A 19,168-nucleotide genomic window follows, 5' to 3' on the forward strand; every position below is an offset into this window, starting at 1 on the left:
ACAACCAATTTCTCAGACCCTACGTCGCAGCCCGCCTTCCCAGGAGGCCGTTTTGTCCACAGTCGAGGGGCGTACCCGCCGGGATCGCACCCATTACCTCTACATCGCGGTTGTCGTCGCGGTCATTCTCGGCATCATCGTCGGGTTGGTGTTCCCGAAGACCGGTGTCGCACTGAAACCGATCGGTGACGGTTTCGTCAACCTGATCAAGATGATGATCAGCCCGATCATCTTCTGCACGCTGGTGCTGGGCATCGGCTCGATCAGGCAGGCCGCGCGGGTTGGCAAGGTCGGCGGCCTGGCGATCGGCTACTTCATCGCGATGTCGTTCGTCGCACTGACGATCGGCCTGATCGTCGGCAACATCCTGCACCCGGGTGACGGCCTCGCCATCACCGACCAGGTCCAGAAGAGCGGCCAGGCGCAGGTCAAGGCCCAGGAGAACACCACCCAGTTCATCCTCGGCATCATCCCGACCACCTTGGTATCCGGTCTGACCAGCGGTGACGTGCTGGAAACGCTGCTGATATCCCTGCTCGTCGGCTTCGCGCTGCAGGCGCTCGGCGAAAAGGGCAAGCCCGTGCTGACCGGCATCTCGCACATCCAGCGGCTGGTCTTCAAGGTGCTGTCGATGGTCATGTGGGCCGCCCCGATCGGTGCGTTCGGCGCGATCGCGGCCGTGGTCGGTGCGACCGGCGCGGCCGCGTTGAAGAGCCTGCTGGTGATCATGCTCGGCTTCTACATCACGTGCATCCTGTTCATCGGCGTCATCCTGGCCGGTCTGCTGTGGATCGTCTCGCGGGTCAACCTGTTCGCGCTGATGCGCTACCTCGCCCGCGAGTACCTGCTGATCTTCTCCACGTCCTCTTCGGAGAGTGCGCTGCCGCGGCTGATCGCGAAGATGGAGCACGTCGGCGTGAGCCGTCCGGTCGTCGGTATCACGGTGCCGACCGGCTACTCGTTCAACCTCGACGGCACGATGATCTACCTGACCATGGCGACGATCTTCATCGCCGAGGCGATGAACGCCCCGCTGAACTTCGGCGAACAGATCGCGCTGCTGCTGTTCATGATGATCGCGTCGAAGGGCGCCGCCGGTGTCTCCGGTGCGGGTCTGGCCACGCTGGCAGGCGGTCTGTCGTCGCACCGGCCGGAACTGGTCGGCGGTGTCGGCTTCATCGTCGGTATCGACCGGTTCATGTCCGAGGCCCGCGCGCTGACCAACTTCACCGGCAACGCCGTGGCCACCGTGCTGCTCGGCACGTGGACCAAGGAATTCGACCGGGATCAGGCGAAACGCGTGCTGTCCGGTGAGGATCCGTTCGACGAGGCCACCATGGTCGACGAGCACGCCGTGCGTGACGACGACGAGGACGAAGGGGCCAAGAAGCAACCGGTCAACGCCTGAGGAATCTGCGCAGTCCGCGCTGACCACGCCACATCATCGCGGCGTGGTTGGCGCGGAACACCGGTCTGGCGACCGGCGCCAGCAGCTGCAACAACCGTTTGTTCACAACGACTTCCTGGATGATCTCCAGCCGAACCGACCGCCGCCCGGCCACCAGAGTGGACCGGCAGAAGCCTTCGAGATCGCCGGTCATCCCGACCAGCATCCGGCCGCGGTCGAAGTCCTGTTCGGCCCGGTGCAACCGGAACGTCAGCGCGTACGGCAGAACCGAGCGGCAGATCACCTCGGCGGTGTCGTCGTCGATCCGTCCGACGCCGTGGATATCGGGCCACCACAAGGGATACGTGCCCGGGTCGGTGACCACGTCGAACACTTCGCCCGCCGCGACCGGCAACGTCCACAAGCTACGGAACTGGTAGCGGTTCATGGCAGCAACGACCACCACGGTGAGTCCGCACGGCACCGCGCTGAGACGTCGGCAGCGAAAACCCGGATCATCAACACCCAGTACCCCCACGCAAGCAGAACCATGCCGAGCACGGCCAAGCAGATCCTGAGCCACTGCTTCCTGCGCACCTGAGCCAACGCGAAAGCCGTCACGCCGACGAACACCAGCCACAGTATGGGCAGCGCGAGGACCAGCGCGAACCCGTACCCAGGCTGGGAATTGACCTCGCAGACCCGGACGTACGCCCAGAAAACCTGGTGCGCGGCGATCATCCACAGTGTCGCGAACACAGCCACGCCGAAACCGCGGAGCAGCGCCCATCCGGCGCCACCCCGCGGCCCGTTGTGGACCTCGGTCAACTTAGAGGTTGACCGGTACGGAGACGAGCTTGCGGCCGTCGAAAGTGATCACGTCGACCGATTTCACGTCCTTCGGGTCGACCAAGGCGGCACCCTGCAACGTCGTGCCGACGTCCTCGCCCTTCTCGGTCACCAGCCAGCTGCCCGCGACGCGCTGCGTGCCGTCCTTCGCGGTGACGATCAGCTGGCACTTCTCGCCCTCTTTGATGCCTGACGTCTTGGCGACCGTCTTGACCCAGCCCTGCAGCGGCTCGACAGTCACGTCCATCTTGGCCCCGGTGGCCTGATCCGTCGCCGACGACGCGACGCCGACCAGGCCGGGCGGGTCTTCGCCGCCCCCGCTGATGGCCATGCCCCCTGCGAACGCACCACCGGCGATCACTACGGCCGCCGCGACCGCGGCGAGGCGGCGTCCCATCGAGGGGCGCGCGGCGGGCTGCTGGCCCTCCTCGGCGCGAACGCGGCGCAGCGTGCGCTGCAGCAGCAGATCACCACCGGGCGGCGGACCGTCGATGAACGCCTCGGGCGGGACTGTGTCCATTATCGAGCGCAGGCCGACCAGGTCGGCGACCTCACGACGGCCGTCCGGACAGGTCCGCAGGTGCGCCTCGACCTCAGTTGCTTCGCGCGGGGTCAGCACCCCGAGGGCATACGCCCCGAGCGAGGAGTGATCGTGTTGGTTGCTCACGTGCTGATTGCTCACCGGGGCACCTCCGTCCCTGTCTTCCCGCCGGACATCACGGCCCGTAGGGCACGCAATGCATAGTAAGACCGTGATTTCACGGTACCCGCTGCGATACCCAAAGCTTGTGCTGCTTCAGTGACCGTGCGGCCTTTGTAGTAGATCTCCACGAGCACCTCGCGGTGCTCAGGAGACAAGCTGTCCAACGCGCCGAGCATGGCCATCGAGTCCACGACCTGATCGGCGTGGTCCCGTTCGACCGACGGCGACTCCGTCACCTCCGCCACTTCCGGCGGCCGGACCGCGCGTGCCCGCGCCCGGTCGGTGACGATGTTGCGTGCCACAGTGAGCAGCCAACCCCTGACTGACCCTTTCTCAGCGGTCAGCGCGTCGGAGTGCTTCCACGCGCGCAGCAATGTCTCTTGGACGATGTCTTCGGCCGCGGCTCGGTCGTTGGTCAACCGGGTCGCGTACGCGAGCAGGCTCGCACCGTGCTCGTTGTACAGGGACCGGACAAGGTCTTCACCACGAACGCGCCGCGATCGCCGCGGCCACCAGCCTGGGGTCGTCACCAGGTTCCTCTCCGCTGGGGATCGAGTCGCTGCGGAGGTTACTGGATTTGGGCGGAGCACCGGTGATCGCGGGCCTGGAACGAATGCGAGTGAGGCGCTCACGGCGTGATTCCCTCCGCTCGCGGATCAGTAGCCGGAACCGGAGTCATCTGCCGGTGCCTGCTGCGGTTTCGGCTGCTGCTGTTGTTGCTGCTGTGGCTGCTCGGCCTCGGTGGCAAGACCCTGTGCCTTCTTGCCTTCCGGAGTCATCGCGTACCACTGGCTGTTCATCCCTTGGCCGTTGGCGTCGCCAGGCGCCAAATCCTTGGCATAGGTGTAAACCGGCCACTTGTTGATGGTGATCTGCCGGGTGCCGTCCTTGCGCTTGGTGGTGCCGACCATGTTCTGCGGCACACCGGTGAACGTGATCTCCTTGCCCTCAGCCAGCAACGGCTTCCATTGCTTGGCACATGCGTCGTAGCAATTGGAGACTGACGGCTGGGCAGTGTCCTTCGTGAACATGTAGAGCGTCATGCCGGCCTGGTTGGCCATCACCTTGCCGAGCGAGCTGACCTCGGCCGCCACCAGGTTCGGCTTCGGCCCGTCCTCGATCGGCAACTCATCCTGTTGCTGTGCTTGCGGAATCTGTACCCTCGGGGCGGGATTGTCGCCACTGCAAGCGGTCAGGCCCAGCAGCCCTAGACCGGCGATGGCAGTCAGCACGCCGACACGAGCGCCCTTCATGACTAACCTCCTGTGGTGGCCCCGCCCATCGCGGCGACCTGTTCACCACACACACGAGGAGATCTCAGCGGCGGTTCAACCCGTTTCGAAGCAGTTCGGGATCCGGATTGGTCCGACTTTTTCAGCAGTTGCCCTTGGTCGTCGGCATCGGCTTCGACGGATCGAAAATCTTGGCGCGGTCCTCATCGCTCGTATCGGCACCGCCGTAGGCGCGCTCGCTGTAGGCAGGCGCCAGCAGGTCCTGCTCCAACGGCTTGCACGCAATCGAGTAGAAGAGGATAACGCTGCCGTCGCCTGGCCACAGTCCCTGACTGCCGGCCTCGAAGGTGTCGCCGTCCCTGAAGACGTACCGTTTGTCGACCCGGACGACCGAGACAATGTCCATCGCGTCCCGGATCTCGGCCGGATCGTCGATGGCGAACGCGTACGCCACCGAATAGCCGGCACGAATGTTCAATTCGCCCTTTTCGCCCGATTCGACCGTCATGGTCCCGGTGACTTTCGGAGACACCGGCAAGAGTTTGAAGGGTGGCGCGATCCGCACGCGGTTCGTCGTGTCCGCGCGTTCTTCCGCGCGGATGTCGGGTGCGAACAAGGCTGCCAGCAACTCGACGTTGCCGTCCTGGATGACCTGGCGGTCCAAATACGCGGCAATGAACGCCTTGCGTGCCGCGGTGAGCGCCTCGGTCGCCTTTTGCGCCGAGAAGCCATTCATCTCCGTCGCCGGGGGCATCAGGATCCCGGCCTCGCCGTCGCTCCAGCCCGCGGCCGGTGTACCGGCGAACGGCTGGGCAAGATCGACCTTGACGCGGGTCTCCACCGTCATCGGGCTTGGCACGAATCCCGGATCACGGCCCTGGTTGTGAACGACCGCCGCACCGCCCACCACGAGCAGGCCGAGCACGATCAAGATGCCCCGCCGGTTGCGCTGCCAGAACGAACGGCGCTCGAACATGTCGGACACGGTTTCCCCCACAGTCGACCGAGGCGGGAACCGTAGCGCTCCGGGTATGCAGCGCGCGTTGCCTTTACGGCTCAGTGCAACCTGTCGCCACGGGCCAGGCCGAAGCCCGCCGGGACATCGGCCGGGTCCGCGCCGACGTCCACGATGGCGTTGCGCTGGTCGACGAACACCACGCTGGGCTGGAAGGACCGGGCCTTGTCCACGTGCACCTGCGCGTAGGCGATGACAATCACCAGGTCACCGGGGCTGACCAGGCGGGCGGCGGCACCGTTGACGCCGATCGTCCCGGTACCGGCCGGACCCTCGATGACATACGTGGACAGCCGGGCGCCGTTGTCGATGTCGACCAGGTCGACCTTCTCGCCTTCGAACAGGTTCGCCGCGTCCATCAGGTCCCGGCTGACCGTCAGCGAGCCGACGTAGTGCAGGTCGGCGTGGGTCACGGTGGCCCGGTGGATCTTCGACTTCATCAGGGTCAGTTCCATGACGGTGTTCCTTGCCGATTCGTGTGGCGGTTCGTGTGACGGCGGGCGACGGCCGGTGCGGCCAGTCCGGCGACGAGCAGGAGCAGGGCGAACAGCAGCCAGCCCAGCGAGCCGGCCGGGAGGATCAGCATGGTCCCGGCCACGGGCATGACCATGGTCTCCAGCTGGGTGGACATGGTGAAAACGCCTTGGTACTGGCCTTGGGCGTGGTCCGGCGCCATCTCGTAGGCCAGCGTCCACGCGCCGGCGCCCCACAGCAGTTCGCCGAGCGTGTGCACGACGGCGCCGGCGAGCAACGCGACCACCGCGAGCCAGGCGGGCTGGCCGGATGCGAACGCCCACAAGGCGAAGCAGACGGCGAACAGCACGCCGGAGCGGCGCATCGCACGGGCACCGCCCGGGATGTCGCTGGTCGTCTTGCTGGCCCGGACCTGGAACAGCACGACCATCAGCGTGTTGAAGATCAGCACGACCGAGAACACGGCCAGCGGCGCCTCGGTCTGCTGGGCGATCCAGATCGGCAGGACGACGACGAGCACCGTGTCGTTGGCGGCGAGGATCGCGTTCAGCCCGGCGAACAGCAGGAACGGCCGGTCGCGCCAGACCTCCCAACTGCCCCGCCCTGACGGTGCCGCCACCGGCTCGACCTGCGGAAGGAGCATGTAGAGCAAGCCGGACGAAGCGAACAGCGCGCCGCACGCCAGGATCAGCCCGACATAGACGCCTTGGGTGTCGGCCTGCAGTGCGACGCCACCCGAGACAGCACCGATCGACAAGCCCGCGTTGGTCACCGAGTGCAGGTAGGCACGGGCCCGGACCCTGCCTTCGGCCGGTATCAGGCCCGCGACCAGCGCACCCCTGGCCGCCTCGGCCGCGGAGTGGCAGCTGAGCACGACGCTCACCGCGATCACGAAGCCCGTGAAGCTGGTGACGAAGGCGTACCCACAGACCGCGAGGCTCTGGATCAGCACCAGCGTGATGGCCGTGTTGCGGGCGCCGACGGCGTCGGCGACGCGCCCGGAGATGACGCTCGCGGCGATTCCGCAGCCACCCGCGATGGTCAGCCCGATACCGACCTGCGCGGCCGACAGTCCCACTGAGCGCGTGAAGTACAGGACGCTGATCGACGTCATGATGCCGAACCCGGTTGTCCTGACCAGGCCACCGATCGAGAGCAGCCGGACCGCACCTGGTGGCGGAAGCAGGCCCTTCACCGGGTCACCAGCTCCGCGACGGCCCGCCGGTCGGCTTTCCCGTTCGCGTTGAGCGGCAAAGCTTCCAGTCGCAGGAACCGCCGCGGCACCAAGTGCACCGGAATCCGCTTACGCAGCCACAGCATGAATTCGGCCGCATCGAGCGGCTGTCCCGTGTGGACTGCGACGAGTGCGAGTTCGTCACTCTCACGGACGGCCACGACGATCGCCTCCCGGACGCCGTCGTGCCGCAGCATCACGGCTTCGACCTCACCGAGCTCGACCCGGTGCCCGCGGACCTTCACCTGGTTGTCCAGCCGTCCTCGGTGCACCCAGTGGCCGTTCTCGATGCTGATCCGGTCGCCTGTCCGGTAGTAGTGCTTATCGGTCAGTTCCCCGGCGCCGTCGTAGATCTGGACACCTGTGTCGTCCACGGTCAGGAAGCGCCCGATGTTCTCGGCTGGATCCACGTAACCGTCGAATCGTTGCTGTCCGCGCAGGCATAGCTCGCCGTCATCGGTCAGGAGATAGTCCAGCGACTCGTCCACGGCACCGATCGGCATCGTGTCGTTGGACGTTTCCGGCCATTGTGCGGGATCGGCAGGCAGGGCGTAGGCCGTGCACGTCACGCTCATTTCGGTTGGCCCGTAGACGTTTTCGATGACAGTTCCCGGTGCCAACTTGCGCCACGCGGCGCAGTGCCGGTAGGTCAGCGGTTCGCCTACGAAGATGCTGTACCGCAAGGACGTGACAGCTCCTTCCGGCACGCTGTTGCCCAGCGTCCTGCTGATCGAGAGCACTGACGGAACCGAGTACCAGTGCGTGATCTGTTCGTTGACGATGTAGTCGACCGGCGAGAGCAGGTCGACTTTTTGCGGTACGACCAAAGTCCCGCCGCCACCCCAGGTGACGAACAGGTCCCACAACGACGGGTCGAACGTCAGGTCGAACGTGTGGGACATCCGGCAACCCGGTCCGACCTGGTACCTCTCGATGTGCCGGGCCAGGTACGGTGAGACCTGGAAATGCCGGATCGGCACGCCTTTGGGCACACCGGTCGAGCCCGAAGTGAACAGGATGTACGCCAGATCCTCGACAACCGGCCGGTACGGTGACAGCTCACCAACCGGCTTGCTGGCCAGGTCTTCGTCGGACACGCTGACCACAGTGGACTCGACGTGGAGCGTCGGGCGTGCTGTGTCCGCGAGCAGGACGTCCGGCGAGGTCATCCGGAACACAGTCTGGTTGCGTTCGGTTGGATGGCTTGGGTTCAACGGGACAACAGCCGCTCCTAACCGTTGCACAGCAAGGTAACCGACGAAAGCCACCAAGCTCCGTGACGCCTGCAGGGCCACCCTGCCCGGCACCTCACCATGCTCCCGGACGATCCGCTCGGCCAATGCCTCGGCCAGATCACGCAACTCTTGGTACGTCACCGCCGCGCCCCGGACCTCCAGCGCGGGTTCGTGCGGCAACCGGTCGGCCGTGTCCGCGAACCACTGGTACAACGTCTTGTTCACAGCGGTAACAACTCCTGGAAAGTCGGATAGCGGTCCGCGAGATACTTCAGGCAGCGCCGCAGCAGGTCGCCGGACAGCGCCGAGTCGAGGCCGGACTCCGCGAGCCATGGCCGCCAAGCAACCGCTTGCATGTGATTGGGGCCGTCGTCTTCGTAACCGTCCGGTTCGTACAGAGCCATGGACGACAGCACTTCGTTGCCGTTGGCGCGTTGGGCGACCAGTTCACGCCAGGCGCCGCGGTCCATGGGCCGAGTGGGCATTCCGGCCTCGGCGAGCAACTCGAACAGCCGCTTCGGGCCGATCGAGGTCTGGTCGATCAGGTGGTAGGCCCGGCCGGCCGATCCCGGCACCCGGCTGAGCTCGGCGATGGCCTTCGCGACCACGTCGACCGGGGCCATCGGCCAGGCGCGCTCGTCAGCGGGATGGGCGCCGACTGTGAGCCCGCTCGTGATCAGTCGCCAGATCACGTCGTTGGGGTTGCACGCGCCGGTCTCCCGTGCGCCGAGGATGAAGCCGGGGCGAAAGATCCGGACCTGCATGCCGTCCTTTTCGGCGCGTTCCAGAATCCGTTCGCACACCCATTTGCCGACGCCGTAACCACCTTCGTGGGGATCGAGCGGTTGCTGCCGGGTCTCCATCACCTTGTGGCTTTCGCCCAGCGCGTAGCCGGTCGCGGCCGTGCTTGAGACGAAACTGAACTCCGGCACGCCGTTTCGGCGCATCCAGCGCAGCAACTCGGCCATCGGGAGCACGTTGTCGTGCCGCAGCACCCGATACGGCTCGGTGAAGACGACCTTGTTCGCACAGTGCATGACGTGTCCGACATCGCGGGCCAGCTCGTCGGTCAGGTATTCGCCGATGTCCCGCAGGTCCGCGGGGATCACGCTGACCCGATCAGGCTGTGGTTGCGGCAGCTCGTAACAGGCCGCGGTGGCTTGAAGGCGCTGCCAGGCCTCGGTTTCATCGGCCGCTCTGACTACACAGTGGATTCTTTGGCTCGTGGCCAGTTGCAGTTCGTGCAGGAGGAACGCGCCGAGGAACCCGGTGGCTCCGGTGAGCAGGACATCCGTCCCCGTTCCGGTGGCACTGACAGGGCCGAGAGGCAGTTCGATGTCGGCGTCCGCCAACGCACTGTCGTCGTCCGCGACCTGATGTCCCCGGACGATCTCGGCGATCCGGCGCACGGTCGCCTTGCTGCCGCCTGCCCGGTGCACGTTCACGATCGCGCCGTGCCGATCCTGGATCTCCAAGGCCATCCGTACGGACAGCAGCGAGGTTCCGCCCAACGACCCGAACTCGTCGTCAACACCGATCGTGTCGACACCGAACAGGTCGCGCCACAGGTCCAGCAGTGACGCTTCGACATCGTCGGTGGCCTGTGCTGTTTCCGTCACCGGCACGGCTGCGACAGGTTCGCCTATGGCCCAGAACCGGCGTCGGCTGAACGGATAAGACGGCAGCCGGACCCGCCGTCCCTCTCCTTTGGACAGTTCTTCCCAGTCGACATCCAGTCCACGAAGCCAGTTCTCGTAAGGATCTGACGTCGGCTCCCCCGGAGTGTCCACTCGGGCCGTTCGCACAGCCGGTGGCCGTGGCAATCTGAGTGCTGCGGAGAGCTTGTCCACTGGCGCTGTGACGACTCGACGTTCCTCGAACGCGCGGCGGCCGACTCGCAGCGTGTACTCGACGTCGCCGATGGCGAGGTCGCCTCGGTCTAGCTCGTCCGCCAGGTTCCGAGACATCGCGTCGAGTTCCCGCCGATTACGGGCCGACAGTATCAGCCGGACGACATCACGCTGGGGTGCTGACGGTCGCGACGGTTGAGGCGGTGGCGCGAGAACAGCGCTCGCGATCGTTCCACCTAGGCCCATCGAGTTCACCAGAACGTACGGGCCTTCAGCCGTTGCGGCTTGGGCGGACACGAAGAATCGGCTGTCGGCGAGCACACCAGGATCACGGGCAATCTCGAACAACGGGTGAGGCGGCAGATTTCCCGTCCTGGCAACGTTGATCGCCTTGATCAGGCCGGCGATTCCGGCCGCTGGCCCACAGTGGCCGATGTTGGTCTTCACCGAACCAAGACCACACTCGCCGCCCGTTCCGATGGCGTCGATGATCCCGCGCAGTTCGATTTGGTCGCCGAGTGCCGTGCCGGAGCCGTGTGCTTCCACGTAACGCACTTGGTCAGCTGAAACATCTCCGGCACGAAGTGCTGACGACAAGACGCTCGCGACGCCTGCAGGGCTCGGTGCGGTGAAGCCGGATCGTTCGGCGCCGTCGTTGCCCGCCGCCGTGCCTCGAATCACCGCCAGCACAGGATCACCGCTGGACAGTGCATCGCTCAGCCGCCGCAACGCCACGACCCCAACGCCGGAACTGAACGACGTGCCCGTCGATCGCGCGTCGAACGAACGACACAACCCGTCCTGCGAAAGCAGGCCATCAGGCCGGTATCGATAGCCGGTCAACGGTTCGTTGACCACGGCGGCGCCCGCGAGCGCGATGTCGCATTCTCCGGACAGCAGACTGAGCGCGGCATAGTGCACGGCGGTCAGCCCGGAGGAGCACGCCGTCTGGACTGTCACAGAAGGGCCGATCAGCCCAAGCTTGTAGGCCGCGCGTGAGGTCAGGAAGTCCGGCGCACTGCCCAGGTACAGGTCGCCTTCGTCGATCACTCCGGCGATACCGCCTTTTCGGGCCGCGGCCACCTGCAAGGCGAAGGCGTACGTGCTGGGTCCCGCGCCCGCGAAGATCCCGGTCACCGGACCGTCCTTGGCCGGTGGGTGCCCCGCGAACTCCAGCGCTTCCCAGCAGACTTCCAGCATCAGCCGGTGTGCCGGGTCAGTCACCCCGGCCTCCCGCGGTGAAAACCCGAAGAACTCGGCGGCGAAGTCGCCCGGGTCAGCCAATGTCGCTGCCGCACGGACGAAATCCGGCGCGCGCAGGACGTCCTCGCTCACTCCCGCCGAGCGGAACACCTCGTCGGGCAACTCCCGGATCGCCACGTGACCTTCGTCGATGTTCTGCCAGAACCGCTCCGGAGTTGGCGCGTCCGGAAACCGGCACCCGACACCGACAACCGCGATGTCCGTCTCGCGCAACGGCACGTCAGGCCTCCCGACTGCGCCGCGAACCAAGCACGGAACCGCGCCCCGGTGCCCTGGCCGGTTGCGCCTTCGTCACGCCGGCCAGTAGGTCCGCCTGGGCCCGAATCGTGGTGTGCCGGAACAGATCCGGTGGCTCCAGCTCGCGATCGGTCATCGTCTGCAACCGATCGAGCAGGATGATCAGCAGGATCGAGTCCCCGCCCACATCGAAAAAGTTCTCGTCGACGGACACCGACGGGATGTCGAGAACGCTGAGCCAGAGCTCGGTTATCTTGTCCATAGTGGACTGTTCAGTCATCGTGACCCCCTTTCAGTACAGCCGCGTCAGGATTGGCGACCAGGTCTTGGGCACACGCCCGCACGCCGTCGAGCAGTCGCGCCACGGTCGCGGCGTCGAACAGGTCGGTGGCGTACGAGGCGGTGAACTCCAGTTCGGTCCCTCGGTCCATGACGACGAAATCCAGTTCGTACTTGACGTTCACCCTTGAGCACGGCCTGAACCGCGCGGTGACGCCCGCGCCGAAGTCCGGCGGCCCGGCAGGGCCGTCGAATGCGCCGACGTACACCGGTGTGAGCGGAGGACGGCTCAGGTCGCGCTCCGGATGCAGCTTGGCGACCAGTGCGTCGAAGGGCACGTCAGCGTTGCGGTAACAGGCTTTGCTCTCGGCCAGTACGGCCGCGAACAGTTCGCGCCAGCTCGGGCCTGTCCGCAAGTCGACCCGTAGTACCAGGATGTTGACGAACATCCCCACGGCATCGGCACTGCCCGCCGCGTCGCGCCCGGACCACGGTATCGCGAAGAGGAAGTCTCGTTGGGCGCTGACCCTGGCGAGTGTGGCGGCGAGCAACGCGGCGGCCGTGACGAACGTCGAACACCCGAGTTCTGATGCGAAAGCCCGCAACGGTGAACTGATGTCCTCTGGCAGCACGCTGATCTGCATGGCTCCGTTGGACGTCTGCAGTTCGGGACGCGGCCGGTCCCGCGGCAACGCCACGTCGGTGGGCGCTCCTCGCAACCGCTCGATCATCTCCTCGGCGGAAGCCGTCCGTTGCACCACCTCGGCGGGATGCACAGCGCGCGGCAGACTGTCAGTCTTGGACTGGTAGCGCGCCGCGATCTCACTCAGCACGAGGTCCAGCGACCAGCCGTCGAACACGATGTGGTGCGAGACAAGGACAAGCAGGGTCTTCTTGCCCGCTGGGATGATCTCGGCACGGGCTGGAGCGTCTTCGGCGAGGTTGAACGGAGTCCAACACACGTCTTCGACGTACTTCTCGTCAGCCTCGGCAACGATCCGCGCTGTCGCAGGTGGACCTGCTGTGTCGTAGAAGACTTGCCGTGACTTGTGATCCAGCTCGAACCGCGACCGCAATGCCGGATGCCGAGCGAGTGTCTCGTCGACTGCCCGGCACAGCCTGTCGCGATCCACCGGGCCGCTCAACTCGACGACAACCGGAAGCAGATAGGCGTTTCGCTGTTGACGGATCCTGTCCACAAACCACAGCCGTTGCTGCACAGCCGTCGCTGGCATTCGGCTGTTGACGTTGGATCGTTGAGCAGCCACGGGTTGAGCGTGAGCCAACAACCGTCCCAGTCCGGCGACGGTCGGGTCAGCGAGGAAGTCACGCAACGGAACCGCGATCCCCCAGCGCCGCTCCGCCTCAGCGATCATCGACACAGCAAGCAGAGAATGCCCGCCGACGGCGAAGAAGTTGGCCTCCGCACTCAGGTTCCCGGCACCGGGAACGTGGTGGCTGACCAGCTCGGCGGCGCGTTGTTCGTGCTCGGTCAGCGGCACGCGGGGAAGTTCCGCGTCTGGAAGGCGGGTCCTGTGGATCTTGTCCAGTGCGGCGAGGTCCATCTTGTCGTTACCGGTCAACGGCATCCTGTCGATGACGAACACGTCAGCCGGGATCGCCGGTGGCGGCAACCAGTCCAGCAGCGGCCGCAGGATCTCGTCCCGCGTCGGCAGCTTGTCCACATCAGCCAGTTCCACGTAGGCGACCAGCCTGCGGGGTTGGCCTTCGGCCAGTACCGCGGCCGCGCGAACCGCCGGGTGGTCCTCGATCAGCCTGCGCACCTCGCCCGGCTCGATCCGGTTGCCGAGGATCTTCACCTGGTCGTCGAACCGACCGAGGAACTCCAGCTGCCCGTCCTTGGCCAGTACGACCCGGTCGCCGGTGCGGTACATGATCGTTTCGCCGAACCGGTCGGGCACGAAGGCCTGCGCGGTGCGTTCCGGGTCGTTCAGATAGCCCAGGCCGACGCCCACTCCTGCCAGATACAGCTCTCCGGGCACTCCAGGAGGCAGTTCTTCCTGTTCAGGGCCGAGTATGCAGGCCTTGATGTTCGGGATCGGCCTGCCGATCGTCACCCGGTCGCCGACCCAGGCAGCCGTGCTCACACACGAGACCTCGGTCGGACCGTATGTGTTCTGTACCCTTACGCCCCAACGGTTTGCGCACTCGACGGCCAACTGCGGCGGCAGTGCCTCGCCGCCGAGGGTCACCACCCGCAATGTCGTCGGTTCGGACAGCTCGTCGGCGGCCAACATGGCGTGCAGCAGACTGGGCGTTGTGTCGAGAACCGCGACACCGCGAGGCCCACGGATGTGGTTGAGCAGCGCCCGAGGGTCGCGGCGCTCGACATCGCCGGCGAAGACAAGCGTCGTCCCGGAGAGCAAGGTGCTGAACGAGTCGAAGTTCCCGGCGTCGAACTGTGTCGATGACGTGTTGAGGAACCGGTCTCCCGGCCCTAGGCCGACCTCTCGCGCCCACCACCAGGACGCGTTCAGCAGCCCGCGATGCGGGATCACCACGCCTTTGGGCCTCCCGGTTGTGCCGGAGGTGTAGAGCACGATCGCCGGGCTTTCACCGTCCACAGCGACCTTCGTGGGCTTGCCTTCGACGGCACGCAGTTCGTCGATCCGGACGATTTTCATGTCCGCACCAAGGTTGTCCAGCACCTTGGCGCCTTCTTCATCCGCGAGGACGACAGTGGCACCGATGTCGCGCAGGACGTACTCCACCCGATGTGGTGGCGCGTCGGTGCTCAGGGGCACGTACGCGGCGCCTGCTCGCAAGGCGCCCAGCCAACCAACCACGGCAGCCGCACTCCGTGCTGCGATGACGGGCACGTACTCCAGTTCCGGCAGGGCATTCGCGACCGCCCATGCCCAGTTGTCCAGCTCCGGCCACGAGACCTGCGTGCCGTCGTACTCGACCGCACCGCCGTTTTCCAGCAGGTCCAACACCGTGGCCGGAGCACCTGGCACCTGCTCTTCCGGCCCGGCCAGCACGCTGGGTCCCTGTTCGGTGATCGGCAGCTCGGCGACCAGGCGGTCGGGATCCTCGACCGCGGCAGCGAGCAACGTCGTGAAGTTCTCCGCGAAGGTCGCGATCATCTCGGCGTCGTAGCACTCGGTGTCGTACTCGAGCGTCGCCGCAAGACCGTCTTCTACCTGCAAGGTCAGCTCGTACATCGCCGTGCCGGTGTGGAGCTCGACCGGCTGCGTCCACGGCGGGTCGCCCTGGTACTCCGGCGCCGACGTGTTCTGCAGGACGAAGGCAACGGTCGCGAGGTTGCCCTGCTGCCGGGTGGCAGCAGTCAGTTGCTCGAAGGGGATCTTCTGGTACGTCAACGCCCGGTACGACTCGGCCCGAACCTCGCCGCACAGGTCCCGGAACGTGCTGCCGGACCGGACAGCGCATCGCAAGGGCACTGTGTTGACGAAGAAGCCGATCAGGTCGTCCGCGGCTGGGTGCGTGCGGTTGGCCATGACCACGCCCACCAGGAACTCGTCTCGTTCGGTCCAGCGCCGCAGAACAGCTTGGAATGCGGCGAACAACACGACGAATGGTGTCGCCCGCAATCGGCGAGCCAGACCCTCGACGTCCACGGTGAGCGCGAAATGGTGCACTGCTCCAGGACGTTCGCCTGCCGTCACCGGCTTGCGCCTGCCTGCCAGCGCGAGGTCACCGGGTATCGCCTTCAGCTCATCGGCTCGCCGTATGACATCGTCCTGGGCGAACTTTTCCCTGTCCCACACGGCGAAATCGCCGTATTGGATAGCCGGGTCTTCGAGTTCACCGCCCCGATACGCCTGCGCCAATTGCGAGAACAAGGCGGACATTGACCAGCCATCGACAGCAATGTGATGCACAGCCAACAAAACCGCATCGGCATCAGGCCACACCACACATCGCAGCATCGGCCCGGCCGCCAAATCGAACGGCTCGGCCGCGCGCCGATGAGCATCGGAAAGCACCTCGTCACGCGGCACGCCTTCGACGACCTCGACAAGATCCGGCACAGCGTCCGAGACGACCTGCACCGGGTTGCCATCACGGAGCTGATAGGTGGTGCGCAGGATTTCGTGCCGTCGGACCACAGCATTCAGCGCGGTGCGCAGAGCAGCGACATCTACCGTTTCACGCCACCACATGAACAACGGCACGTTGTACGCCGACCCGCCTGGCGCCGCAGCGTCGACGAACCACAAACGCTCCTGCGCAAAGGAAAGCGGCGAAATACGACCAGATAATCGACCGGAATCGCTCACGGCACAACGGTAAAAGAGAACAGCGCGCGCTCGCCACCAACGCCCAGATATAGGCCTGGTCAACCAGCTGCGGCTTCCCTTTCGGACGCCCGAACGCATGCCACCATAACCACCCTTTCCGGCTGTACGGATATGGCCGCACACATAACGGCAGCTCTACAGACAGCAATGCGGTCTTCGCGACCGTGCGCGAAGACCGCATTCGTTGCCGGGCAACCCGTTTGGGCAGGACGCGACCGGACCAGTTGGCCCGGCCGGGTCAGACCTTCAGAACCTGCTTGAGGAACTGGCCGGTGTAGCTCTCCTCGATGTCGGCGAGGTCCTCCGGCGTGCCCTCGGCCACCACCGTGCCGCCGCCCGAGCCGCCTTCCGGGCCCATGTCGACGATCCAGTCCGAACTCTTGATCACGTCGAGGTTGTGCTCGATCACGATCACGGTGTTCCCCTTGTCCACCAAGCCGTTGATCACGCCGAGCAGCTTGCGGATGTCCTCGAAGTGCAGACCGGTGGTCGGCTCGTCCAGGATGTACACGGTCTTGCCGGTCGAGCGCTTCTGCAGCTCACTCGCCAGTTTGACGCGCTGTGCCTCACCGCCGGACAACGTCGGCGCGGGCTGGCCGAGCCGGACGTATCCGAGGCCGACGTCCACCAGCGTCTTGAGGTGCCGGTGGATCGAGTTGATCGGCTTGAAGAACTCGGCCGCCTCCTCGATCGGCATGTCCAGGATCTCCGAGATGGTCTTGCCCTTGTAGTGCACCTCAAGAGTTTCCCGGTTGTACCGGGCGCCCTTGCAGACCTCACACGGGACGTAGACGTCCGGCAGGAAGTTCATCTCGATCTTGATCGTGCCGTCACCCGCGCACGCCTCGCAGCGGCCGCCCTTGACGTTGAACGAGAACCGGCCCGGCTGGTACCCGCGCACCTTCGCCTCGGTGGTGGCCGCGAACAGCTTGCGGATGTTGTCGAACACACCGGTGTACGTCGCCGGGTTGGACCGCGGGGTCCGGCCGATCGGCGACTGGTCGACCCGGACCAGCTTGTCCAGGTGGGCGAGGCCGTTGACCCTGGTGTGCCTGCCCGGGACCTGGCGGGCGCCGTTGAGCTTGTTCGCCAGCACCTGCGCGAGGATGTCGTTGACCAAAGTGGACTTCCCGGAGCCGGACACACCGGTCACGGACACCAAGCAGCCCAACGGGAACGAAACATCCAGGCCGCGCAGGTTGTGCTCGCGCGCACCGACCACGGTCAGCTGCCGCTTGCGGTCGATCGGCCTGCGGATGTCCGGGACCGGGATCTCCTTGCGCCCCGACAGGTACGCCCCGGTCATGGACTCCTTGTTCTTCAACAGCTTCGCGACCGGACCGGAGTGCACGACCTTGCCACCGTGCTCACCCGCGCCCGGACCGATGTCCACCACCCAGTCGGACGTGCGGATCGTGTCCTCGTCGTGCTCGACCACGATGAGCGTGTTGCCCAGGTCCCGCAGCCGGGTCAGGGTCTCGATCAGCCGGTGGTTGTCCCGCTGGTGCAAGCCGATCGACGGCTCGTCCAGCACGTACAGCACGCCGACCAGGCCGGAGCCGATCTGCGTGGCCAGCCGGATCCGCTGCGCCTCACCACCGGACAGCGTCGCCGAACCCCGGTCGAGCGACAGGTAGTCAAGGCCGACGTCGAGCAGGAACCGCAGCCGCGCCTGGATCTCCTTGAGCACGGCACCAGCGATCATCGTCTCGCGCTGGCCGAGCTTGAGGCCCTCGAGGAACTCCGAGCAGTCGGCCACGCTCATCGCACAGACGTCCGCGATCGACAGGTCGCCCTGGGTCTTGTGGTTCAACGTGACCGCGAGGATCTCCGGCTTCAGCCGCGTGCCCTGGCATGCGGGACACGGAACTTCCCGCATGTAGCCCTCGTAGCGCTCGCGCATCGCGTCGGACTCGGTCTGCTCCTGACGCCGCTCGAGGAACGGGATCACGCCCTCGTAGCTCGCGTAGTACGACCGCTCACGGCCATAGCGGTTCTTGTAGCGCACGTGCACCTGGTCGGCCGTGCCGTGCAGCACCGCCTTCTGTGCCTTCGCGGGCAGCCGTCGCCACGGCGTGTCCATCCGGAAGCCGACCGCCTCGGCCAGCGAGGTCAGCAACCTCGTGAAGTACTCCGCGGTCTGCCCGCCCGCCCACGGCGCGATCGCGCCTTCGGCCAGCGACAGCTCGTCGTCCGGCACGACCAGCTCGGGGTCGACCTCCATCCGGACACCCAGGCCGGAACACGAGGTGCACGCGCCGTACGGCGAGTTGAACGAGAACGACCGGGGCTCGAGGTCCTCGATGGCCAGCGGGTGGCCGTTCGGGCAGGCCAGGTTCTCCGAGAAACCGCGGTCGCGGTGCGGGTCGTTCTCGTCGAGATCGACGAACTCCAGCACGACAAGGCCGTCGGCCAGGCGCAGCGCGGTCTCCACCGAGTCGGTCAGCCGCTGCTTGGCGTTCTTCTTGACGGTCAACCGGTCGATCACGACCGCGATGTCGTGCTTCTCCTGCTTCTTGAGCTTGGGGACGTCGGTGAGCGAGTACACCACCCCGTCGACCCGCGCGCGGGAGTAACCCTGCGACTGCAGCGTCTGGAAAAGGTCGATGTACTCGCCCTTACGGCTGCGGATCACCGGCGCGAGGACCTGGAAGCGCGTGCCCTCCTCGAGGGCGAGGACCTGGTCGACGATCTGCTGCGGGGTCTGCTTGCTGATCGCCTCGCCACAGATCGGGCAGTGCGGCTTGCCCGCGCGGGCGTAGAGCAGACGCAGGTAGTCGTACACCTCGGTGACCGTGCCGACGGTCGAACGCGGGTTGCGGCTGGTCGACTTCTGGTCGATGGAGACCGCGGGCGAGAGGCCCTCGATGAAGTCGACGTCCGGCTTGTCCATCTGGCCGAGGAACTGGCGCGCGTACGCCGACAACGACTCGACATATCTGCGCTGGCCCTCGGCGAAGATGGTGTCGAACGCCAGGCTGGACTTGCCGGACCCAGACAGCCCGGTGAACACGATCAGGCTGTCCCTGGGCAGGTCAAGGTCGACGCTGCGCAGGTTGTGCTCGCGGGCGCCGCGAACCACGAGACGGTCGGCCACAAGGGGTCCCTTCAGTCTTTGATCTTC

The 19,168-nt window shown here is 66.0% G+C and carries 14 protein-coding genes; 1 reads left to right on the forward strand and 13 read right to left on the reverse strand.

Features of this window, described 5'->3' with window-relative positions; all coding sequences use genetic code 11:
• Positions 1-52: 52 nt before the first annotated feature.
• Positions 53-1,408: a cation:dicarboxylate symporter family transporter gene (locus tag B9C43_RS19690; protein WP_033390678.1), complete on the forward strand. Its 1,356-nt coding sequence runs from the start codon at positions 53-55 to the stop codon at positions 1,406-1,408.
• Here the strand turns inward: B9C43_RS19690 and B9C43_RS19695 are convergent.
• The 13 genes from B9C43_RS19695 to uvrA all read right to left on the reverse strand — a co-directional run bounded on the left by B9C43_RS19695 (position 1,398) and on the right by uvrA (position 19,141).
• A complete protein-coding gene (locus B9C43_RS19695; RefSeq protein ID WP_033390679.1) occupies positions 1,398-1,835 on the reverse strand; it encodes an SRPBCC family protein in 438 nt (145 codons plus the stop codon). The genes B9C43_RS19690 and B9C43_RS19695 overlap by 11 nt on opposite strands.
• Positions 1,832-2,215 carry a hypothetical protein gene (locus B9C43_RS19700; RefSeq protein WP_084428420.1) on the reverse strand — a complete coding sequence of 128 codons (384 nt, stop codon included), beginning with the start codon at positions 2,213-2,215 and terminating at the stop codon, positions 1,832-1,834. The genes B9C43_RS19695 and B9C43_RS19700 overlap by 4 nt, the downstream gene beginning before the upstream one ends.
• Before the next feature lies 1 nt (position 2,216).
• Positions 2,217-2,918, reverse strand: a complete 702-nt coding sequence (locus B9C43_RS19705; protein WP_235038730.1) for an anti-sigma factor family protein — start codon at positions 2,916-2,918, stop codon at positions 2,217-2,219.
• Entirely contained in the window at positions 2,915-3,469 is a 555-nt protein-coding gene (locus tag B9C43_RS19710) for a sigma-70 family RNA polymerase sigma factor (protein WP_033390683.1), read from the reverse strand. The genes B9C43_RS19705 and B9C43_RS19710 overlap by 4 nt, the downstream gene beginning before the upstream one ends.
• A gap of 126 nt (positions 3,470-3,595) precedes the next feature.
• Positions 3,596-4,192, reverse strand: coding sequence for a hypothetical protein (locus B9C43_RS19715; RefSeq protein ID WP_084428421.1), 597 nt, complete (start codon positions 4,190-4,192; stop codon positions 3,596-3,598).
• 121 nt (positions 4,193-4,313) lie between these two features.
• Positions 4,314-5,102: a hypothetical protein gene (locus B9C43_RS19720; RefSeq protein ID WP_143446460.1), complete on the reverse strand. Its 789-nt coding sequence runs from the start codon at positions 5,100-5,102 to the stop codon at positions 4,314-4,316.
• Between the two features lie 125 nt (positions 5,103-5,227).
• On the reverse strand, positions 5,228-5,641 hold the full coding sequence (gene panD, locus B9C43_RS19725; protein WP_084428423.1) for an aspartate 1-decarboxylase: 414 nt from the start codon (positions 5,639-5,641) through the stop codon (positions 5,228-5,230).
• On the reverse strand, positions 5,632-6,855 hold the full coding sequence (locus B9C43_RS19730) for an MFS transporter (RefSeq protein ID WP_084428424.1): 1,224 nt from the start codon (positions 6,853-6,855) through the stop codon (positions 5,632-5,634). The genes panD and B9C43_RS19730 overlap by 10 nt, the downstream gene beginning before the upstream one ends.
• Complete coding sequence (locus B9C43_RS19735; RefSeq protein WP_235038731.1) at positions 6,852-8,354, reverse strand: AMP-binding protein; 1,503 nt, start codon at positions 8,352-8,354, stop codon at positions 6,852-6,854. The genes B9C43_RS19730 and B9C43_RS19735 overlap by 4 nt, the downstream gene beginning before the upstream one ends.
• Entirely contained in the window at positions 8,351-11,461 is a 3,111-nt protein-coding gene (locus B9C43_RS19740) for a thioester reductase domain-containing protein (protein ID WP_235038732.1), read from the reverse strand. Before B9C43_RS19740 ends, B9C43_RS19735 begins: the two co-directional genes overlap by 4 nt.
• A gap of 1 nt (position 11,462) precedes the next feature.
• Positions 11,463-11,759 carry an acyl carrier protein gene (locus B9C43_RS19745; protein WP_084428426.1) on the reverse strand — a complete coding sequence of 99 codons (297 nt, stop codon included), beginning with the start codon at positions 11,757-11,759 and terminating at the stop codon, positions 11,463-11,465.
• The gene (locus tag B9C43_RS19750; RefSeq protein WP_160096592.1) at positions 11,752-16,023 is read right to left on the reverse strand and encodes a non-ribosomal peptide synthetase; all 4,272 of its coding nucleotides are present in this window, start codon (positions 16,021-16,023) and stop codon (positions 11,752-11,754) included. Before B9C43_RS19750 ends, B9C43_RS19745 begins: the two co-directional genes overlap by 8 nt.
• Positions 16,024-16,282: 259 nt before the next feature.
• Entirely contained in the window at positions 16,283-19,141 is a 2,859-nt protein-coding gene (gene uvrA, locus B9C43_RS19755) for an excinuclease ABC subunit UvrA (protein WP_084428428.1), read from the reverse strand.
• Positions 19,142-19,168 lie beyond the last annotated feature (27 nt).

Source organism: Kibdelosporangium aridum, assembly GCF_900176515.1.
Taxonomy (GTDB): domain Bacteria; phylum Actinomycetota; class Actinomycetes; order Mycobacteriales; family Pseudonocardiaceae; genus Kibdelosporangium; species Kibdelosporangium aridum.